General features: G+C 71.8%; 18 protein-coding genes and 2 pseudogenes. 5 read left to right on the top strand and 15 right to left on the bottom strand.

Features of this window, described 5'->3' with window-relative positions; genetic code table 11:
* Both ASG52_RS02560 and ASG52_RS02565 read right to left on the bottom strand, forming a co-directional pair.
* Complete coding sequence (locus ASG52_RS02560) at positions 1-1254, bottom strand: class I SAM-dependent RNA methyltransferase (protein ID WP_056238596.1); 1254 nt, start codon at positions 1252-1254, stop codon at positions 1-3.
* Entirely contained in the window at positions 1247-1987 is a 741-nt protein-coding gene (locus ASG52_RS02565) for a TlyA family RNA methyltransferase (RefSeq protein ID WP_056239466.1), read from the bottom strand. Before ASG52_RS02565 ends, ASG52_RS02560 begins: the two co-directional genes overlap by 8 nt.
* 256 nt (positions 1988-2243) lie before the next feature.
* On the opposite strand from ASG52_RS02565, the gene ASG52_RS02570 reads away from it, so the two are divergent.
* On the top strand, positions 2244-2819 hold the full coding sequence (locus ASG52_RS02570; protein ID WP_502691017.1) for a superoxide dismutase family protein: 576 nt from the start codon (positions 2244-2246) through the stop codon (positions 2817-2819).
* A 160-nt stretch (positions 2820-2979) separates the two neighbouring features.
* Here ASG52_RS02570 and ASG52_RS02575 read toward each other — a convergent pair.
* From ASG52_RS02575 to ygfZ, 8 genes and pseudogenes are all read right to left on the bottom strand, one after another.
* The coding region (locus tag ASG52_RS02575) for a transketolase C-terminal domain-containing protein (RefSeq protein WP_286158916.1) at positions 2980-3687 on the bottom strand (708 nt) is incomplete at its 5' end.
* Between the two features lies 1 nt (position 3688).
* Positions 3689-4024 (bottom strand): annotated as a pseudogene (locus ASG52_RS28140) (1-deoxy-D-xylulose-5-phosphate synthase); the annotation flags it as partial.
* 50 nt (positions 4025-4074) lie between these two features.
* Positions 4075-5228 (bottom strand): annotated as a pseudogene (locus tag ASG52_RS02580) (1-deoxy-D-xylulose-5-phosphate synthase N-terminal domain-containing protein); the annotation flags it as partial.
* 87 nt (positions 5229-5315) lie between these two features.
* Positions 5316-5582 carry an exodeoxyribonuclease VII small subunit gene (locus tag ASG52_RS02585; protein ID WP_056238601.1) on the bottom strand — a complete coding sequence of 89 codons (267 nt, stop codon included), beginning with the start codon at positions 5580-5582 and terminating at the stop codon, positions 5316-5318.
* A gap of 144 nt (positions 5583-5726) precedes the next feature.
* Positions 5727-6248, bottom strand: coding sequence for a tyrosine phosphatase family protein (locus tag ASG52_RS02590; RefSeq protein ID WP_056238604.1), 522 nt, complete (start codon positions 6246-6248; stop codon positions 5727-5729).
* Complete coding sequence (locus ASG52_RS02595; protein ID WP_056238605.1) at positions 6248-6823, bottom strand: HD domain-containing protein; 576 nt, start codon at positions 6821-6823, stop codon at positions 6248-6250. The genes ASG52_RS02590 and ASG52_RS02595 overlap by 1 nt, the downstream gene beginning before the upstream one ends.
* Before the next feature lie 41 nt (positions 6824-6864).
* A complete protein-coding gene (locus ASG52_RS02600) occupies positions 6865-7491 on the bottom strand; it encodes a DNA-3-methyladenine glycosylase I (RefSeq protein WP_056238608.1) in 627 nt (208 codons plus the stop codon).
* Entirely contained in the window at positions 7488-8345 is an 858-nt protein-coding gene (gene ygfZ, locus ASG52_RS02605; protein WP_056238609.1) for a CAF17-like 4Fe-4S cluster assembly/insertion protein YgfZ, read from the bottom strand. The genes ASG52_RS02600 and ygfZ overlap by 4 nt, the downstream gene beginning before the upstream one ends.
* A 100-nt stretch (positions 8346-8445) precedes the next feature.
* On the opposite strand from ygfZ, the gene ASG52_RS02610 reads away from it, so the two are divergent.
* Positions 8446-9813: a dihydroorotase gene (locus tag ASG52_RS02610; RefSeq protein ID WP_056238611.1), complete on the top strand. Its 1368-nt coding sequence runs from the start codon at positions 8446-8448 to the stop codon at positions 9811-9813.
* Positions 9814-10002: 189 nt separating this feature from the next.
* Here ASG52_RS02610 and ASG52_RS02615 read toward each other — a convergent pair whose 3' ends face one another.
* Together ASG52_RS02615 and ASG52_RS02620 are read right to left on the bottom strand one after the other, a co-directional pair.
* The gene (locus ASG52_RS02615) at positions 10003-11943 is read right to left on the bottom strand and encodes an AI-2E family transporter (protein WP_056238612.1); all 1941 of its coding nucleotides are present in this window, start codon (positions 11941-11943) and stop codon (positions 10003-10005) included.
* A gap of 220 nt (positions 11944-12163) precedes the next feature.
* Positions 12164-12538: a response regulator gene (locus ASG52_RS02620; RefSeq protein ID WP_056238615.1), complete on the bottom strand. Its 375-nt coding sequence runs from the start codon at positions 12536-12538 to the stop codon at positions 12164-12166.
* Between the two features lie 146 nt (positions 12539-12684).
* On the opposite strand from ASG52_RS02620, the gene ASG52_RS02625 reads away from it, so the two are divergent.
* Positions 12685-14061 carry a pentapeptide repeat-containing protein gene (locus tag ASG52_RS02625; protein ID WP_502691018.1) on the top strand — a complete coding sequence of 459 codons (1377 nt, stop codon included), beginning with the start codon at positions 12685-12687 and terminating at the stop codon, positions 14059-14061.
* Between the two features lie 26 nt (positions 14062-14087).
* The gene (locus ASG52_RS02630) at positions 14088-16457 is read left to right on the top strand and encodes a hybrid sensor histidine kinase/response regulator (protein WP_056239472.1); all 2370 of its coding nucleotides are present in this window, start codon (positions 14088-14090) and stop codon (positions 16455-16457) included.
* On the opposite strand, the gene ASG52_RS02635 is transcribed toward ASG52_RS02630, so the two are convergent.
* The 3 genes from ASG52_RS02635 to ASG52_RS02645 all read right to left on the bottom strand — a co-directional run bounded on the left by ASG52_RS02635 (position 16446) and on the right by ASG52_RS02645 (position 18830).
* Complete coding sequence (locus tag ASG52_RS02635; RefSeq protein ID WP_056238618.1) at positions 16446-16673, bottom strand: hypothetical protein; 228 nt, start codon at positions 16671-16673, stop codon at positions 16446-16448. The genes ASG52_RS02630 and ASG52_RS02635 overlap by 12 nt on opposite strands.
* A gap of 244 nt (positions 16674-16917) precedes the next feature.
* Positions 16918-17607 (bottom strand): DUF1013 domain-containing protein, encoded by a 690-nt coding sequence (locus ASG52_RS02640; protein ID WP_056238620.1) that lies wholly within the window; start codon positions 17605-17607, stop codon positions 16918-16920.
* Positions 17608-17912: 305 nt separating this feature from the next.
* Positions 17913-18830, bottom strand: a complete 918-nt coding sequence (locus ASG52_RS02645) for a LysR family transcriptional regulator (protein ID WP_056238622.1) — start codon at positions 18828-18830, stop codon at positions 17913-17915.
* A gap of 133 nt (positions 18831-18963) precedes the next feature.
* On the opposite strand from ASG52_RS02645, the gene wrbA reads away from it, so the two are divergent.
* On the top strand, positions 18964-19563 hold the full coding sequence (wrbA, locus tag ASG52_RS02650; RefSeq protein ID WP_056238625.1) for an NAD(P)H:quinone oxidoreductase: 600 nt from the start codon (positions 18964-18966) through the stop codon (positions 19561-19563).
* Positions 19564-19580 lie beyond the last annotated feature (17 nt).

A 19580-nucleotide genomic window follows, 5' to 3' on the forward strand; every position in this document is an offset into this window, starting at 1 on the left:
TCAACGCAAGCGACGCGGCTTGGAGGCGGTCTTGCGGAAGACTCCGACCAGCTCGACATGGCCCGACCACGCGAACTGATCGACGGGCGTGACCCGCTCCAGCCGGTAGCCGCCCGCGATGAGGATGGCGGCGTCGCGGGCGAACGTGCCGGGGTCGCAGGCGACCCCCACCACCAGCGGCACCTTCGATTCCGCGAGCCGGCGCGCCTGCGCCTCCGCGCCCGCCCGCGGCGGATCGAACACCACGGCGTCGAGACGGTCGAGTTCCGGCCCGAGCAGGGGGCGGCGGAACAGGTCGCGCGCCTCGGCCATAATCCGCGACAGGCCGGCGGCGGCCCGGTAGGCGCGGGTGAGCGCCTGGATCGAGGCCGCGTCGCCCTCGGCGGCATGAACCTCGCGGCCGGTCGCGGCGAGCGCGAGCGCGAACGGGCCGCTGCCGCAAAACAGGTCGGCGACGCGCTTGGCCTTGCCCATCGGCTCCAGCACGAGCGCGGTCAGCGCCGCCTCGCCCGAAGCCGTCGCCTGGAGGAAGCCGCCGGGCGGCGGCACCCGGCGGGCCGGGCCCTCGCCGACCGCCGGCCCCCGGCGCTCCACCACGACATCGCCGTGCAGCGACAGCCGGGCGAGGTCGAGTTCGCCGGCGAGCCGGGTCAGCACGCCGCGCACGCCGTCGCTCACCGGCCCGTGGCCGCGGATGTCCACGTCGAGCCCGGCGCCGGCCGCGGTCACGGCCATGTCGAGGGGCTTGCGACCGTGGCCGAGCGGGGCGGCGAGCGCTTCGGCGACCGCGGGCGCCCGGTGCAGCCCCGGCACGGTGATCGGGCAGTGGTCGAGCGGCACCAGCGCGTGGCTGCGCGCCGCCATCAGCCCGGCCCGCGCCCGGCCCTCGATCTCGCGCACGTGCAGCACGATGCGCCGCCTTCCCTCGCCCCGCGCGTCGAGGAGCGGCGCCAGCTGCGTCTCGATCCGCGCCTGCGCCAGCGCCCCCTCGACGATGCAGCGCTTCCATTGCGCATACGGGTCGGGCGCGAGGTGCTGCACGGCGCAGCCGCCGCAAGCCGCGTAGTACGGGCAGAATGGGTCGATCCGCTCGGGGGAGGGCGTCTCGACGGCCAGCAGCACGCCGTGTCGGCCCTCGCGGCGCAGTTGCACCCGCTCGCCGGGCAGCGCGCCGGGTACCGGCAAGCCGTCCTCGGTGAGGCCGTCGCCGCGGGCGCCGAGGCGGGCGATGGTCAGGGTTTCGGTGTCAGACATGACTCATCCGCTTGGCGCCGATCAGGAATTCGCGGTTGCCGTCGCCGCCCTCGACGGGGGAGGGGATCAGGCCGAGGCCGGTGAAGCCGAGATCGGCCAGGAGCCCCCGCACCGCCTCGCAGACCTCCGCATGCACGGCCGCGTCGCGGACGAGGCCGCCGCGCCCGACCCGCTCGCGCCCGGCCTCGAATTGCGGCTTGATCAACGCCACCAGCGCCGCCTCCCCCGCGAGAAGCGTGGAGACGGTCGGCAGGACGAGGCGCAGGCCGATGAAGCTGACATCGACGACCGCGAGCCGCGGCACCGGATCGAGCGCCTCGAGGGTGCGGATGTCGGTTGCCTCGCGCAGGCTCACCCGCGGGTCGGCGCGCAAGGACGCATCGAACTGGTCGCGGCCGACATCGACCGCGTGGACATGCGCCGCCCCGCGCCGCAGCAGCACGTCGGTGAAGCCGCCGGTCGAGGCGCCGACATCGAGGCAGGGCAGGCCCGTGGGGTCGATTTCAAAGGCGTCGAGGGCGGCGGCGAGCTTCAGTCCGCCGCGGGAGACGTAGGGGTGGGCGGCGGCGGCCTCGATCCGGGCGCCCTCGGCGATCGGGGCGGCGGGGCGCGTCACCGGGCAGCCGTCGGCGAAGACGAGGCCGGCCTCGATCGCAGCCCGCGCCTGCGCCCGGCTGCGGAAATGGCCGCGCTCGACCAGCACCCGGTCGGCACGGAGGCGTTCGCCCGTCATCATCCCTCTCTTTTACGGCCCCGCGGTTTCGTGAAGGGCGGATCGTGACGGCTGCCGCCGCCCCGCCCCTGTCGCACGGCCCCGGCACGCCTTACCTTGAGCGGGCCCAATGCGCGGTGCGGCTTCGAGCGCCCGCGCCGGGGTCGGATAATCCGGTTCCCCCCGAGGGCACAAGCAAGGTCACAAGCGGCCGCCCCGCGCCGGGCGGTCGCCATCGGGAGACGAACGACCCATGCGAGGACAGATGAGCGGTCTCATGACGCGTGCCCACCGACGCCTCCCGCTGGCCGCCGCCGCGCTCGCGGCCCTGTGCGCGCCCGCCCTCGCGCAGGCGCCGGCCAAGGAACCGGGCAAGGAACCCGCGAAGGAAGAGGCCTCCGCCCCGCAGACCTACGAGAGCGCCCTCACCAACGGCAAGGGCGAGACCATCGGCAAGATCATGATCCGCGACGGGGCGAACTCGCTCGTCATGCGGGTGACGGTCCAGGCCGGCGGCCTGCCGCCGGGCTGGCACGGCATCCACTTCCACGCGGTCGGCGACTGCTCGGACCCGGAAAAGTTCGAGAAGTCGAAGTCCCACGTGAACCACGACCAGAGCAAGCACGGCCTGCTCAACCCCGACGGCCCGGACGAGGGCGACCTTCCCAACGTCTTCGCCGCCGCGGACGGCTCGGTGAACGCGGAGGTCTCCAGCGAGACCCCGCTGACCGGCGAGGGGGGGCTACGCGACGGCGACGGCTCGGCGCTGATCGTCCACGCCAACGAGGACGACCACACCACCCAGCCGATCGGCGGGGCCGGCCCGCGGATCGGCTGCGCGGTGATCAAGTAGGGCGCAAGCAGCACCGCCATAACCCTCCCCCCTCCGCGGGGGAGGGTGCCCGCGGCGCGGGCGGGAGAGGGGAGCAACGGTTCCGGAAAGTGCGGAGCCAGCCCCTCACCCGACCCCCTTTGGGGGCCACCCTCTCCCGCAGAGGGGAGAGGGCTTCTCGTCAGCGCTTCAGATTCACCACGCTGCTCTCGCGCGGCTCGGCGACTTCGCGCGGCGGCAGCGCGGCGCGGACCGCCTTGAGGATGCCCTCGGCGTCGAGACCGGCCTCGGCGTACATTTTTTCGGGCTTGTCGTGGTCCTGGTAGGTGTCCGGCAGCGTCAGCGTCCGCACGCGGACCCGGCCGGCATCCAGCACGCCGCGCTCGGCGAGCAGATGCAGCACCATCGCCCCGAACCCGCCGACCGAGCCCTCCTCCACCGTCACCAGAACCTCGTGGTGGTTCGCAAGATCGACCACCAGCTCCGCATCGAGCGGCTTGGCGAAGCGCGCATCCGCCACCGTCACGGCCACGCCCTCGGCCTCCAAGGCGTCCGCCGCCTTCAGGGCCTCCGACAGGCGCGTGCCGAGCGAGAGGAGCGCCACCCGCGCGCCCTCGGGGCGCCGCACCACCCGACCGCGGCCGATGGCGAGCACCTCGCCCTGCTCCGGCAGCTCGACGCCGACGCCCTCGCCGCGGGGATAGCGGAGCGCGATCGGGCCGGTGTCGTGCGCGTGGGCGGTAGCCACCATGTGCACCAGCTCGGCCTCGTCGGCCGCCGCCATCACCGTCATGTTCGGCAGGCAGCAGAGGTAGGCGAGGTCGAACGCGCCCGCATGGGTGGCGCCGTCGGCGCCGACCAGCCCGGCGCGGTCCAGCGCGAAGCGGACNCATGTTCGGCAGGCAGCAGAGGTAGGCGAGGTCGAACGCGCCCGCATGGGTGGCGCCGTCGGCGCCGACCAGCCCGGCGCGGTCCAGCGCGAAGCGGACGGGCAGGTTCTGCAACGCGATGTCGTGGACGACCTGATCGTAGGCCCGCTGCAGGAAGGTCGAGTAGATCGCCACGAACGGCTTGTAGCCCTCCGTCGCCAGCCCGCCGGCAAACGTAACGGCGTGCTGCTCGGCGATGCCGACATCGAAGGTCTTGTCGGGATGCGCCTTGCCGAACAGGTCGATGCCGGTGCCGCCGGGCATGGCGGCGGTGATCGCCACCACCTTCGGGTCGGCGTGGATGACGAAGCTCGGCTATCGCTCGGACGAGGCGTGGCAGACCTTCNGCGTGCTGCTCGGCGATGCCGACATCGAAGGTCTTGTCGGGATGCGCCTTGCCGAACAGGTCGATGCCGGTGCCGCCGGGCATGGCGGCGGTGATCGCCACCACCTTCGGGTCGGCGTCCGCGGCCTTGATCAGGCTCTCGCCGAACACGCGGGTATAGGCCGGGGCGTTGGCCTTGGCCTTGGCCTGCACGCCCGAGACCACGTCGAACTTGACGACGCCGTGGTAGCGGTCGGCCGAGGCCTCCGCCGGGCCGTAGCCTTTGCCCTTCTGGGTGACGACGTGGAGCAGGATCGGGCCCTGATCGCTGTCGCGGACGTTCTTCAGGACGGGCAGCAGATGGTCGAGGTTGTGCCCATCGACCGGGCCGACGTAGTGGAAGCCCATCTCCTCGAACATCGTCCCGCCGCCGACGATCAGCGAGCGGGCATACTCTTCCGCCGCCGCAGCGCGCTGGTAGATCGCCTTGGGCAGGAGCTTGCCGAGCTGCTTGGCCGTCTCGCGCAAGCCGCGATAGGTGCCACCGGAGGCGAGCCGGGCGAGGTAGGCCGACATCGCGCCAACGGGCGGGGCGATCGACATGTCGTTGTCGTTGAGGATGACGATCAGGCGCGAGTGCAGGGCGCCGGCATTGTTCATCGCCTCGTAGGCCATGCCGGCCGACATCGAGCCGTCGCCGATCACCGCCACCATGTTGCGGCGCCGGCCCGGCGCCTCACCCTTGGCCTTGGCATCGGCTTCCGCGAGGTCGCGGCCGACCGCCATGCCGAGCGCGGCCGAGATCGAGGTCGAGGAGTGCGCCGCCCCGAACGGGTCGTACGCGCTCTCGCTGCGCTTGGTGAAGCCGGAGAGCCCGCCGCCCTGGCGCAGGGTGCGGATGCGGTCGCGGCGTCCGGTGAGGATCTTGTGCGGGTAGCACTGGTGGCCGACGTCCCAGACGATGCGGTCGTCGGGCGTGTCGAACACGTGGTGCAGCGCGACGGTGAGTTCGACGACGCCCAGCCCCGAGCCGAGATGGCCGCCGGTGATCGAGACGGCGTCGATCATCTCGGCGCGTACGGCGTCCGCCACCTCTTGGAGCTTGCTCTCCGGAAGGAGCCGCAGCCGGTCGGGCGTCTCAAGACCCTCGAGGATCGTCGTGTCCGCTAGTGCCACCGGAGCAGCCTCATGCCCGAAGAGAGGAAAGGCGCGCAAATCCCTCGCACGCCGTGAATTCTTGAATGTGCGAAGGGAGCCAAGGCCTTACTCGACATCGAGCGGCGCGGTGCCCGCGGCCCGGCCGTCGGGCCCGACCGCGATGGTCTGGATGCGCGCCTCGGCCCGCTTGAGCAGCGCCTCGCAATGGCGCTTGAGCGCCTCGCCGCGCTCGTAGATCGCGACCGACTCGTCGAGGGGCACGTCGCCGCGCTCCAGCCGCCGCACGATCTCCTCGAGCTGCTCCATGGCCCGCTCGAACGGCAGATCGTCCGGCAGCGCCTCCGCGGGCGCGGCAGGTCGTTGAGCGTTCATCCCGGCTTTCCTGCCCGATCCCCTTTGCGCGGGTTATGACGGGCCGGCTCCCGTCGCACAAGCCCGGGTGGATTGCGTGCGACCGATCACGGGGGCACGTTGGCGCGAGCGCGTAAGCCGAGCTTACGGCAACGTCAGCCGAGCTTACGGTAACGTCAGCCAGAACGGCGTGCCCTCGAACGCCTCCGCGCCGCGCCCGATCGCGGCGATGGCGGCGCTCATGCGGCCCCGGCGCCCGAGCCGATCGTCGGCGATGGCGACGAACAGGCGGTTCGGCGTGGCGCTCGGCGCCAGCCGGCGCAGCGCCCGGGCCAGTTCCGCCTCGTCGCGCTCAGGGGAGAGAGCGCAGGCCACCGCGTAGGCGGCGGCCGTCGAACGGCTGATGCCGGCATAGCAGTGCAGCAGCAGCGGGCGCTCCCGGTTCCAGGCCGTCGCGAAGTCGAGCACCGCGCGCACATGCGCCTCGCCCGGCGGCAGGTGGCCCTCCATCGGCGCGACGATGTCGCTGAAGCCGACCCGCAGATGGTGCTCCGGCGCGATTTGTTGCGGGCGCTCGATGGCGAGCCCCGGAGAGCCGAGCGTCGCCAGGGTCACGAGATGGCTGGCGCCGCTCGCCGCCAGGGTCTCGGGCAGCCGCGACAGCGGGCAGACGTGGAGATGCGGCATCAGGCGCCCGCCTGGAGCGCACTGAACCGGGCGAGATAGGCCGCTTCGGCCTCCGCGGTCGGGCGGGGCGTGAGCAGCGCCTCGATCTCGGGCATCGCCTCCACCGGGATGGCAGGGGGGCGCCCAAAGATCTGGTCGGCCTCGGCCACGGAGAAGCCGGCGAGCCGGGTGGCTTCGAGATAGGCCGCGATCCGGTCGGCCCGCTTGACGAGGCGGGCCAGCGCTGGGGTCGGGGCGGCCAAGCCGACCCGCTGGCGGATGGCGCCGAGGAGGCGCCGCTCGACGCTGCGATAGGCGTCGCCGATGGCGTTCTTGAGCGGCGAGATGATGTCGCCGATGACGTATTCCGGCGCGTCGTGCAGCAGCAGCTCCAGCCGCTCCGGGGGCCCGAGCCGCGGGTCGAGGGCGCCGCCGATGGCCTCGACCAAGAGCGAGTGCTGCGCGACCGAGAAGACGTGCGGCCCCGCGGTCTGGCCGTTCCAGCGGGCGACGCGGGCGAGCCCGTGGGCGATGTCGGCGATCTCGACATCCAGCGCCGACGGATCGAGCAGATCGAGACGGCGCCCCGACAGCATCCGCTGCCACGCCCGCGGTTTTTTGGGAGTCCGGGCAACCGTCACGAACGCGGGCTCTCCCCGAGCGCCGCGCAGGCGGCGTGACGGTGGCAGCCGACGAGGTGGTCGTTGACCATGCCGACCGCCTGCATGAAGGCGTGGACGATGGTGGGGCCGACGAAGGTGAACCCTTTCTGTTTCAGGGCCTTACTCATCTTGCGCGAGACCTCGGTCTCCGTCGCGATGGCCGCCCGGCTTCTCGGATTGGTCTGAATCGGCCGGCCATCGCAAAAGTCCCAGAGGAAGTCCGAAAACCCCGGCCCCTCCTCTTGAATCGCCAGCCACGCCCGCGCCCCACTGACCGTCCCGCGAATCTTGGCGCGGTTGCGGATGATGCCGGTGTCCCCCATCAGCCGCTCGACGTCGTCCTCCGTGAAGCGGGCGACGCGCTCGGGCTGGAAACCCTCGAAGGCCCGCCGAAACCCCTCGCGGCGGCGCAGGATGGTGATCCACGACAGGCCAGCCTGGAACCCGTCGAGGATCAGTTTTTCGTACAAGGCGCGCGCATCGTATTCCGGCACGCCCCACTCGGTGTCGTGATAGGTGACGTAAACGGGGTCATTCCCCGGCCACCAGCAGCGCGGGCAGCCGTCGGGATGGGTGATGAGACCGGTCGCGTCGGCGCTCATTCGGCGGCGGCCGTGTCGGTGGGGAAGGCGAAGGTGGCGAAGGCCGGCTTTTCCACGCCCGCGATGCTGCCCCCGGCCCGCAAAGGCTCGCCCGCGGCGAGCGCATCGCCAAGGCGGTCGAGACGGATCGTGGCGAGCCCCCGCCCGCCCGCCGCGCTGCCGACGACCCCGAGGCTGCGGGCGCCCGCCGTCACCTCGGTGCCCGGCGCCGGGGCCGACCCGTCCTTGAAGACCACGGGCAGGATGCGGGTGCGGGCGGTGCCGCGGTGCTGCATGCGCGAGACGACTTCCTGGCCGACATAGCAGCCCTTCCTGAAGTCCACGCCGCCGAGCTGGTCCATCAGGGCCTCGTGCGGAAAAGCATCGGTGAACGCGAAATCGCGCCCGCCCTCGGGCACGCCGAGGCCGATGCGATGGGCGTGGTAGTCGGCCTCCGCGGCATCCGCCGAGAAGGCGCCCTCCGTGAAATACAGGCGCTCGCCGAGCGCGGGCAGGCGCCCGTCGCGCACCCGGATCGTCTCGGCCGCCGTCTCGGCGCCGTCCCAGGCGGCGGCGACGCCGAGCGTCGGGTCGGCACTGATGCTCACCTTGGCGCGCAGGCGGTAGAGCCCGAGCCGCTTGACGAGATCGGGGACGCGCTCGGTCGCCACATCCAGGCGAAAACCCTCCGCGCCGTTGCGCGACACCAGGAAATCGAACTGGATTTTCCCCTGCGGCGTCAGCAGGGCACCGAGGCGGGCCTCGCCCTCGGGCAGGGTCTCGACGTTGCAGGTGAGGATACCCTGGAGGAAGGCGGTCGCCTCCTCGCCCGTGACGGCGACGACGGCGCGGTCCGGCAGCAGGGCGATCGGCATGGTCTCTCCTGAGGGCGGCGTTGGCGTTGCATGGGGTCCACGGCTGACATAAGCCGCGCCCATCCCGGCCTCAATCGCCCGACTGGAGGGAAGAGCCCCGATGGACACGCCCTTCGACCTCGTCCTCGCCGGCGGCACGCTGGTCAACCACGACGGCGCGACCCTCGCCGATCTCGGCATCCGCGATGGCCGCGTGGCCGCCATCGGCGACCTTTCGAACGCCGCGACGGCGGAGCGGCGCGATTGCCGCGGGCTGCATCTCCTGCCCGGATTCATCGACAGCCAGGTGCATTTCCGCGAGCCCGGCCTCGATCACAAGGAGGATCTGGAGACGGGCTCCCGCGCCGCGGTGATGGGCGGCGTGACGGCGGTGTTCGAGATGCCCAACACCAACCCGCAGACGACGACCGCGCAGGCGCTCGCCGACAAGGTGGCCCGCGCCCATCACCGGATGCATTGCGACTTCGCCTTCTGGGTCGGCGGCACCCACGAGAACGCGGGCGAGGTGGCAAGCCTGGAGCGGCTGCCGGGTGCGGCGGGGATCAAGGTGTTCGTCGGCTCCTCCACCGGCTCGCTCTTGGTCGAGGACGATGCGGGCGTGCGCGAAATCCTGAAAAACATCCGCCGCCGCGCCGCCTTCCATTCCGAGGACGAGCCGATGCTGCGCGAGCGGAAAGAGCTTCGCGTGCCGGGCGATCCGGCCTCGCACCCGGTCTGGCGCTCGCCCGAGGTCGCGGTGAAGGCGACGCGACGGCTGATCGCGCTGGCCCGCGAGACCGGCGCGCGCATCCACATCCTGCACATCTCGACCCAGGACGAGATGCCGATCCTGGCCGCGGCCAAGGATGTCGCGAGCGTCGAGGTGACGCCGCACCACCTCACCCTCGACGGCACCGAGGCCTACGCGCGCCTCGGCACCCTGGTGCAGATGAACCCGCCGGTGCGCGACGCGGCCCACCGCGACGGCATCTGGCGCGGCCTCGCGCAGGGGGTGGTCGACGTGCTCGGCTCCGACCACGCGCCGCACACGCTGGAGGAAAAGGCCAAGCCCTATCCCGACTCGCCCTCGGGCATGACCGGCGTGCAGACGCTGGTGCCGATCATGCTCGACCACGTGGCGGCGGGCCGGCTCTCGCTCGCCCGCCTCGTCGATCTGACGAGCGCGGGGCCGAAGCGCCTGTTCGGGATCGCCCGCAAGGGGCGGCTGGCGCTCGGCTACGACGCCGACGTGACGGTGGTGGACCTCAAGCGCCGCGAGACCATCCGCAACGCGTGGATCGCCTCGAAATGCGGCTGGACCCCCTATGACGGCGTGACCGTCACCGGCTGGCCGGTCGGTACGCTGGTGCGCGGCGTGCCGGTGATGTGGCAGGGGGAGCTCGCCAACCCGTCGCGGGGCGAGGCGGTGGTGTTCGAGGAAGCCCTGCCGACCGGCCGAGGGGCAGCCGGGACGCCGAACGCGGGCTGACAATCGCTTCGCTTCTGCTTGAACGCGCTCGTCGTTCCGGGGCGCCGCGGGCGAACCCGGAATCCACCCGTGATGCACGGCTTCACACAGCGTCGCGGCTAGTCGTGGATTGCACGCCTCCGGCGCGCCCCTTCGGGGCCGGGTTCCGCTGCGCGGCCGCGGTATGACGGTGGAGTTGTCGTCGGAGCCCTACTCCGCCGCCCGTCGCATCGGCTCCGGCGCCGCCCGCGCCTGCTCCAGCGCGGCTCCCAGCGCGTCGCCGAGCGAGGTGACGAGGCGGTCGGCGGCGATCTGGCGGCGCAGGCGCCCCAGCGAGGCCGGATCGCGCTCGCGCCAGAAGCCGACCATCACGCTCACCCCCGGCAACGCCTGGCGGGCGCGGCGGAGCGTCAAGCGGATTTGCGAGAGGCTGATCGGGTCGAGATAGGAGAAGCAGATCATCGCCGGGCGCTGCTCCGGCGTCAGGTCCCGCAGCGCGTCCTGCGACACCGCCCGCGCGCTCAAGCCGTGGCGGGTCAGCGTCTGGGCGAGCATCAGGGTGGCGGCCTCGTCGAAGGCGCCTGCGCTCATCACGCAGAGCACGGGCGTCGCGCCGCGCCAGCCGGGCGCGAGGTCGTCGGGGCGGAGCACGATGGCCGCGTCGCTGCGGTCCGGCCCCACGGCGGCGAAGGCCGCTTCCGCCTCGGCGCTGACGGATTTCTGCCGCCGACCGAGGAACGGCAGGCCGCGAGCCCGCACCTGCCCCAGCGTCTCGACGACGGTGCGCACGCTTTGCCCCACCTGCCCCTGCCGCGCGCGGTCGAGGCTGCCGCGGGCGGCGTCCTCCTGCGCCATCCGCAAGGAGGCCAGCACGACCTCGTCGTAATAGGTGACGAGCGCCCGCTCCTTGAGGAACAGCCGGCCCTGCTCGATCGCCTCGGCCGGATCCCCCGCCAGCATGCGCTGATAGAAGATTTCCTGGGGCCCGAGCGCCGGCCGGTCGCCGAGGATCACGTCGAGGAACCACAATCGCTCGACGTGGCGCCCGAGCACCACGAGGCAGACGGTGAGCGGGGTGGCGAGCAGGAGGCCGATCGGCCCCCACAGGAAGGTCCAGATCGTGGCGGCGAGGATCACCGCCATCGGCGAGATGCCGGTGGAGTGGCCGTAGAGCAGCGGCTCGACCACGTGGCCGGCGATGGGCTCGACGATCACGAACAGCAGCGCGACCTCGATCGCCATCGACCAGCCGGGATCGACCGCGACCGCGATGGCGAGCGGCAGCACCGCGCTGATGACCGCGCCGATATACGGTACGAAGCGCGAGATGCCGGCGATGACGCCGAACAGGATCGGGCTCGGCACGCCGATGGCCCACAGGCCCAGCCCGATCACCACGCCGAAGGCGAGGTTGAGGGCGAGCTGCGCGAGAAAGAACCGGCTGAGGCGGCCGGTGGCGTCGTCGATCGCCGCGGTGGTGCGGCGCAGGTCGCTCGAGCCGGCGAGCCGGATCGCGCGGTTCCGCAGGTCTTCGCGCTGGAGCAGGATGAAGATCGTGAACAGCAGGATCAGGCCGAGGGTGGCCAGCGGATGCAGCACGCCGCCCGCCACCGAGCCCAGCGTCTTCAGGAGGCCCGAGCGGGGGGCGTGGATCTCGACCTGCATCGGCCGCTCGGCCGTGCCGAGCCGGGCATCCCCGGTGGTCTCGGGGGCAGGGGGCTGCAACTCCTTGCCGACCTCCTCGGCCATGTCGAAGAAGCCGGAGAAGGTATCGGACAGGCCGCCGCGCTCGGCGGTGGCGGCGCGCAAGGCTGTGATCTTGTCCCGCAGCGTCAGGGAGTAGCGCGGCAGGTCGGTGGCGAGCTGGGCCGCCTCGCGGGCGATCAGCCCGCCGACCGCGGCGAGGATGCCGAAGGCCAGCACCACCACGACCAGCACCGCCGCCGCCCGTGGCACCCGCATGCGGCGCAGGACGCGCACCGCGGGCAGCAGGACGAAGCTGAGGAGGATGGCGAGCGCCACCGGCACGAGGATGTCGCGCCCGAAATAGAGCGCGCCGGCCACCGTCACGACGAGGAGCAGCGAGGCGAGCGCCGTCACCACCGGCAGCGCCCGCCGCATCAGGCGCGCCGTGACCGGATCGTCGCTCATGACGCAGTGGCCTGTTCGAAGAGGGAGTGGACGAGCACCGGCGACGCTGCTCCCACGCGCGCCCTCATCCTGAGGTGCGGAGCGAAGCGAAGCCTCGAAGGAGGGCTCCAGGGATCGCGTGGCGGGCTGGAGCCCTCCTTCGAGGCTGCTTCGCAGCACCTCAGGATGAGGGGGTGGGTGGGAGGAGGGGTGGTGGAGAAACCCGAGCGCCCGGCCACGCTCAGGACGCCGCCCCGATCGCCGCGCCGATCTGGCTCAGGAGCTTGGGGAAATCGATCGGCTTGGCGTGGTAGTCGTCGCAGCCGGCCTGGATCGCCTTGTCGCGGTCGCCCGACATGGCGTGGGCGGTGAGCGCGATGATCGGGATCGCGCGGGTGTCGCCGCCGGCCTTGAGCGCCCGGGCGGTGGACCAGCCGTCGAGCACCGGCAGGTTCATGTCGAGCAGGATCACGTCGGGCTGGGCCGCGCGGGCCTGCTGCACGCCGGCCTCGCCGTCATGGGCCAGCACCACCTCGTAGCCGCGGCGCTTGAGGCGCCGGGACAGGAAGTCCCAGATCTCCTCGTGGTCCTCGACCAGCAGAATCTTGCCCGACACGCCCGCCCATCCCCTCTCGCGCCGTCACGGCGCTCCGCATCAACGCGCGGAACGCCCGCCGGATCACACAATCGCCGCGGTGCAAGCGTCTCGCCATCCGGCCCCGCCTGCCTGTATCGCTCAAGGCGACGGTGCGAGGGGTGGATATGGTGCGGGAGGCCGCAGTGCAACATGGCGGGACGGAGGGTGATCCGCGCGTCGCCGCCCTGCTGGCGCAGCTCGGCGCGGGCGCCGCGCCTCTGGACGGCGCGGGCCGGGGCGGGCTCGCCGGGATGCGCCTGGGCCGCGCCGCGCTGGAAGCCCGCATCGATGCGGGCGCGCCGCCCCGGTGGTGGGCCGCCGAGACCGGCGGGCTCGACCTCGGCGGGGCCGACCTTTCGCAGGCCGACTTTGAGGAAACCGACCTGTCGGGCGCCAACCTCCGGCGCGCCAAGCTGCCCGGCATCCTCGCCCGCTCGGCGGGCTTCGAGGGGGCCTGCCTGGAGGAAGCCGACTTTTCCGGAGCCGACCTCTCGGGTGCGCGCTTCCGCGGCGTCGCGGGGGGCCAGGCGGCCTTCGGCGAGGCGATGCTGGAGGATGCCGACTTTTCCGACGCCGTGATGCGCTTCGCGACCTTCAGGAAAGCGCTGCTCGACGGCGCGCGCTTTCCCGGCGCCGACCTGTGGGGCACCGACTTCTCCGGGGCCGACGCCGACGATTCGGTGTTCCGCTCCGCCCGCCTGGACGAAGCGAACCTGTCCGACTGCAACCTCACGGGGGCGGATTTCGAGGGCGCCAGCCTGAAGAAGGCGCGGCTGACCGGCTCGCGCCTGCGCGGCGCCAACCTCGCCGGCTGCCGTCTCGACGGGGCCGACCTGTCGGGGGCGGATTTTGCCCGCACCAGCCTCGTGCGGCTCGATCTGACCACCTGCAAGCTGCGTCACGCACGCTTCGCCGGGGCGTGGCTGGAGGGCGTGCGCCTCTCGCACGAGCAGCTCGGCGGCTGCGTCGGCGAGGAGGCGGCGGGCGAGTACGAGGCGGCGCAGGCGAGCTATCTCGCGCTGGAGCGCAACCTCCAGAGCATCGGCAGCCATGCGGGCGCGAGCTGGGCCTACAAGCGCGGGCGCCGGATGGGCCGGCGCCATGCCGGCCAGCAGGCCCGCAAGGCTTTTTTCGCGCGCGATCTGCGCGGCACCGTCCAGCACGGCTATCGCTGGGTCGCCGACCGCTACGTCGAGTGGCTGTGCGATTACGGCGAGAGCCTGTCGCGCATCGCCCGCGCCTTCGCCATCGGCATCGTCCTGTTCGCGGTGGCCTACGGGGCGACCGGCGGGCTGTCGCGGGAGGGCACCGACGTGCCGACCTACAACCCCCTCGACCTCGTGAGCTACAGCGCCCTCAACATGCTCACCGCCAACCCGCCGGAGATCGGGGTGAAGCCCGAGGGGCGCATCACCAACCTGCTCGTCGGCGCACAGGGCGCCGTCGGCATCGTGCTGATGGGCCTGTTCGGCTTCGTCCTCGGCAACCGGCTGCGGCGCTGACAATGGGGACCATGGAGGATCACACCATGACGGGACGCAATGCGCAGCCGGCCCCGCCGAGCGAGGCCGATTTCCGCAACCTCGCCGACGCGCTGCCCCAGCTCGCCTGGATCGCCGACGGGGCGGGCAACCTGTTCTGGTACAATCGCCGCTGGTACGACTACACCGGCACGACGCCGGCCGAGATGGCGGATTCGGGCTGGCGCAAGCTGCACCACCCGGACCATCTGGAGGGCGCCGCCGCCCGCTTCTCCGCCTGCATCGCGGCGGGCGAATCCTGGCAGGACACGTTCCCCTTACGCGGGAAGGACGGGCGGTACCGCTGGTTCCTGTCGCTGGCCGAGCCGGTGCGGGGGCCGGACGGCACGGTCGAGCGTTGGTACGGCACCAACACCGACGTCACCGAGACGCGGGAGGCGCAAGAAGCCCTGCGCCTCTCGGAAGAGCGTTTCCGCGCGCTGATCGATGCCTCCGCGGCGGTGATCTGGAACACCAATGCGGAGGGCGAGCTGACGCCACCGCAGCCGCGCTGGGCCGCCTATACGGGCCAGAGCGAGGAAGCCTATCAGGGCTGGGGCTGGGTCGATGCGGTCCATCCCGAGGACCGGGCGCGGGCGGCGGAGGTGTGGGCGGCGTGCGTCGAGGGCAAGCGCCCCTACGCCGTCGAATATCGCCTGCGCCGCCACGACGGGGAATGGCGCGACACCGAGGTGCGCGGCGTGCCGGTGCTGGCCGAGGACGGCACGATCCGCGAATGGGTTGGGCTCAACATCGACATCACCGTGCGGAAAGAGGCCGAGGCCGAGGCCGAGCGCGCCCGCGCGGCGGCGGAGGCCGCCAACCTCGCCAAGAGCCAGTTCCTGGCCAACATGAGCCACGAACTGCGCACGCCGCTCTCGGCGGTGATCGGCTATTCCGAGATGCTCGGCGAGGAGCTGGAGGATCTGGGCCAAGCCGAGCTGCTGCCGGACCTGCGCAAGATCGAGGCGGCCGCCCGCCACCTGCTCGGGCTCATCAACGACGTGCTCGACATCTCGAAGATCGAGGCCGGGCGCATGACGCTCGCGGCCGAGACCTTCGACGTCGCGAGCCTCGTGGACGACGTGTCGGCGGCGACCCAAAGCCTGATCGCGAAGAAGTCCAACCGCTTCCGCCTCGACCTCGCCCCCGATCTCGGCGCGATGCATCAGGACCAGTTGAAGCTCCGGCAATCGCTGATCAACCTGATCGGCAACGCCGCGAAATTCTCCGAGGACGGCGACATCGCCCTGACGGTGCGCCGCAGCACGGAAGAGGGCGCCGATTGGCTCACCTTCGCCGTCTCGGACACCGGCATCGGGCTGACCGAGGAGCAGATCGGCCGGCTGTTCGAGCGGTTCTCCCAGGCCGACGAATCGACCACGCGCCAGTTCGGCGGCACGGGCCTCGGCCTCTCCATCACCCGCGCCTTCTGCGAGCGGATGGGCGGCGCGATCGGGGTCGCCAGCACCTACGGCAAGGGCGCGACCTTCACGATCCGCCTGCCCGCCGAACTGGCCGAGCGCGAGGAGGAGGAAGCCGCCGAGAGCGTGGCGGCCCGCGTCCGCGAGATCACCGAGGGCGAGGCCCACCTGCACGACGTGGTGCTGCTGGTGGACGACGACCCCGCCGCCCGCGACCTGCTCCAGCGCTTCCTCGAGCGCGAGGGGTTCCGCGTCCGCACCGCCAACGACGGCCGGGCCGGGCTGACGCTGGCGCGGGCGCTCAAGCCGCGGGCGATCCTGCTCGACATCGAGATGCCGCGCATGGACGGCTGGGCGGTGCTGCACGCGATCCGCACCGACCCGGACATCGCCGAGACGCCGGTGATCATCACCAGCGTGGTCAACGAGTTCAGCCTCGCCCACGTGCTCGGCGCCACCGACTACCTCGTCAAGCCGGTCGACTGGAACGCCCTCAAGGAGGCGATGGAGCGCTACCGGCCCGCCGGATGCGAGGGCCACGTCCTCATCGTCGACGACGACGCGGATGCCCGCGAACGGGTGCGCCGCACGCTCCAGCGCGACGGCTGGGAGGTGCGCGAGGCGGAGAACGGCGCGCGGGCGCTGGAGAGCCTCGACATGAGCCGACCGAGCCTGATCCTGCTCGACCTGATGATGCCGGTGATGGACGGCTTCGCCTTCCTCAGGGCGCTGCGCGGACGGCCCGACGGCAACGTGCCGGTGGTGGTGCTGACCGCCAAGGAGATCACCCCCTCCGAGAAGGAGAGCCTCGGCGCCCAGGCCGACCGGCTGATCGTGAAGGGCTCGATGAGTCTGGCCGAGATCGGCCGCCAACTGCGCGACCTCTACGCCCGGCAGGACCGGACGCCGCTGCCGGGAGAACTTCAGGGGCTGATCGAGCGGCTACCCTCCTGACGCCTCGGTGCCCAGCCGCAGCCGGTCCGCCGGCTCGGCCTCGGCGGCGAGACCACCGAGCGCGCGGACCATGCCCTGCATCACCCGGCGCGACATCATCACGCCGACCGTCCGACAATCGGCGCCCTCGAATTTCACCACGACGGTGTCGCCGCCGTCGATGACTTCGACATCGACGAATTCTTTGGTCGATAAGAGGCACAATTCGTCGGACAATCTCGCAAGCATCGTCACCCCCGGCCCGAGATCGGCTTGTCCGAGACCCGCAATTCCCGCGAAGGGGCGGCGCTCGCCGATTCTGGCGGCATGTCTATGCGAGAACTCTTGCTAAATCCCCCCAGCGCGGCGCCCGCCCATGAATTGAGCGCCATATCGGCGCCGCCACAACGAAGAAGGCCTCCCGCTGCGCAGCGGGAGGCCTTCCTTTGCATCAAATGATCTCTTCAAAAGCCGCCGGGCTTCAGTCCTCGTCGTCCTCGTCGATGCGGCTCATGCCCTTGAGCTTGGCGAAGACGGCGTCCGCGTTGAGATCCTCGTCCTCGGCCTCCTCGGCGGCGGGCGCGGTCGAGACCTCGGTCGGCAGCAGCTTGGCGCCGCCATCGGGCTGGACCACCGCCGGGCGGTCCTTGGCGGCGCGCTGGACCTCGAAGTCGAGGTCGATCTGCGAGCAGAGACCCAGCGTCACCGGATCGAGCGGCGAGAGCTGGCTCGAATTCCAGTGGGTGCGCTCGCGGATCTGCTGGATCGTGGACTTGGTGGTGCCGACGAGCCGGATGATCTGCGCGTCCTTCAGCTCCGGATGGTTGCGGATCAGCCAGAGGATCGCGTTCGGCCGGTCCTGGCGGCGCGAGAGCGGGGTGTAGCGCGGGCCCTTGGTGGTACGCTTCACCTCCGGCAGCTTCACCTTCGAGACCGCGACCTTCAGCTTATAGTTCGGCGCGCGCTGCGCCCGCTCGATCTCGTCGCGGGTGAGCTGGCCGGTGGTGATCGGATCGAGCCCCTTGATGCCGGCCGCAACCTCGCCGTCGGCGATGCCCTTCACCTCCAGCGGGTGCAGCTTGCAGAAGTCGGCGATCTGCTCGAAGGCGAGCGAGGTGTTCTCGACGAGCCACACGGCGGTCGCCTTGGGCATCAGCGGACCTTGGGACATCGGGCAAACTCCAGACGGTGTCGTTCGGGGCGTCGCGCCAGGGGAGCGGAAACGGGCTTCCCGCGACCTCCGGCCTTGAGCCCGGAGGATCCCGTGTCGCGATGAATGAGGGGATGGTGGGCTTATACAGGCGGAAGCGGCCCTCACGCAATTGTATTCACCTGTCTCTCGGTTGGCCTCAGTCGCCGGCGCCCGCGTGCGCGAGCTTAGGCTTTCGCTCCGCTCGACGCCTCGGCTGAAGGCCGAGGCCCGCTGCGCGCGGCGCTCTTCGCGCCGGGCCATACGGATTTCCTTGCCTGCAAGGCTCAGGCACCGGCGGCGGCGGCGGGTTGCGGGTGCTCGAAAACCCTTTCCGTCCCCCGCCCCTCCAGAGCCGCCCGCAGCGGCGCGATCTCGGCCGCCATGTGTTCGAGGAAGGCGCGCACCCGCACAGAGCGGCGCAGGTCCGGATGGGTCAGGAGCCAGAGGTCGGCGGCCAGTTCCGGCTCCGGGCCGGAGAGGCGGCGAAGGCTAGGATGGCGGTCGGCGACGTAGCAGGGGAGCGCCCCGATGCCGATCCCGGCGGCCACCGCCTCGCACAGGCCCTGCACCGAGTTGAGCCGCAGAGCCACCCGCTCGGGCGCGGCGCGGGCGGCGACGAAGCGGGCGAACAGGCCGCCCGCCACGCCCTCGTCCGGGCTGACCCAGAGCGGGTCCGCTCCCGGCTCTTCTCCGGCCGGGCCGTAGACCGCCCAGGCCACGCCCGAGAGGCGGCGCCCGACGAGGTTGTCCGGCGGCTCGCGGGTGGCGCGCAAGGCCACGTCGGCGTCGCGCCGCGACAGGTTCAGCGCCTCTTCGGACACGACAAGATCGAGCCGCACCCGCGGATAAAGCCCGCGGAAGCGGGCGAGCATCGGCATCAGGAGATCGACCGCGAGCCCCGCGGGCGCGGTGATCCGTAAACTCCCCGACGGCACCGAGGCGCGATCCGCCACCTCGCGGTCGAACCGGGCAGCCTCCTCCTCCATCCGGCCGGCGGCGGCGACCATCGCCTCGCCCGCGGGCGTCGGCACGTAGCCGGAGCGGTGGCGCTCGAACAGGCGCGCGCCGAGCCCCGCCTCCAAAGCCGCGAGGCGCCGGAAGGCGGTCGAGGGGTTGATGCCGAGATGCGCCGCGGCCGGCGCCAAAGCGCCCCGCTCGGCGATCGCCCGCACGAGGCGGAACTCGTCCCACGCGACCGCCAACGCCCCACCCTCCTTGCATCGATGCAAGGATGATCTTGCACACGGGAGCGTTTCTGCAAGCGGGCCGAACCGCCATACTCCCCGCATCGAAAAGAGGCCGCGGGCACGCGGGCCGCACAGGGAAATTCGAGCGATGGCGAAGGTTCTGGTTCTCTACTACTCGTCCTGGGGCCACGTGGAGCGCATGGCGCAAGCCGTGGCCGAGGGCGCCCGCGAGGCCGGGGCCGAGGTCGCGGTCAAGCGCGTGCCCGAGCTGGTGCCGGAAGAGGTCGCCCGGCAGTTCCACTACAAGCTCGACCAACAGGCGCCGGTCGCCACGGTCGAGGAACTGGCCGATTACGACGCGATCGTCTTCGGCACGCCGACCCGCTACGGCAACATGGCCTCGCAGATGAAGCAGTTCATCGACCAGACCGGCGGCCTGTGGGCCAAGGGCGCGCTGGTCGGCAAAGTCGGCTCGGCCTTCACCTCCACCGCCTCGCAGCACGGCGGCCAGGAGACCACGCTGACGAGCTTCCACACCGTGATGTTCCACCACGGCATGGTGGTGGTCGGCCTGCCCTACAGCTTCGCGGGCCAGAACGGCGTCGGTGAGGTGAAGGGCGGCTCGCCCTACGGCGCCACCACCATCGCCGACGGCGACGGCTCGCGCCAGCCGAGCGAGGTCGAACTCGACGGCGCCCGCTACCAGGGCCGCCACGTCGCCGGCATCGCCGCCAAGCTCGCCGGCTGATTTTTTTGGTTTTTTGG

Origin of the sequence: Methylobacterium sp. Leaf456 (assembly GCF_001425465.1) — a bacterium.
In the GTDB taxonomy this organism is placed as follows: domain Bacteria; phylum Pseudomonadota; class Alphaproteobacteria; order Rhizobiales; family Beijerinckiaceae; genus Methylobacterium.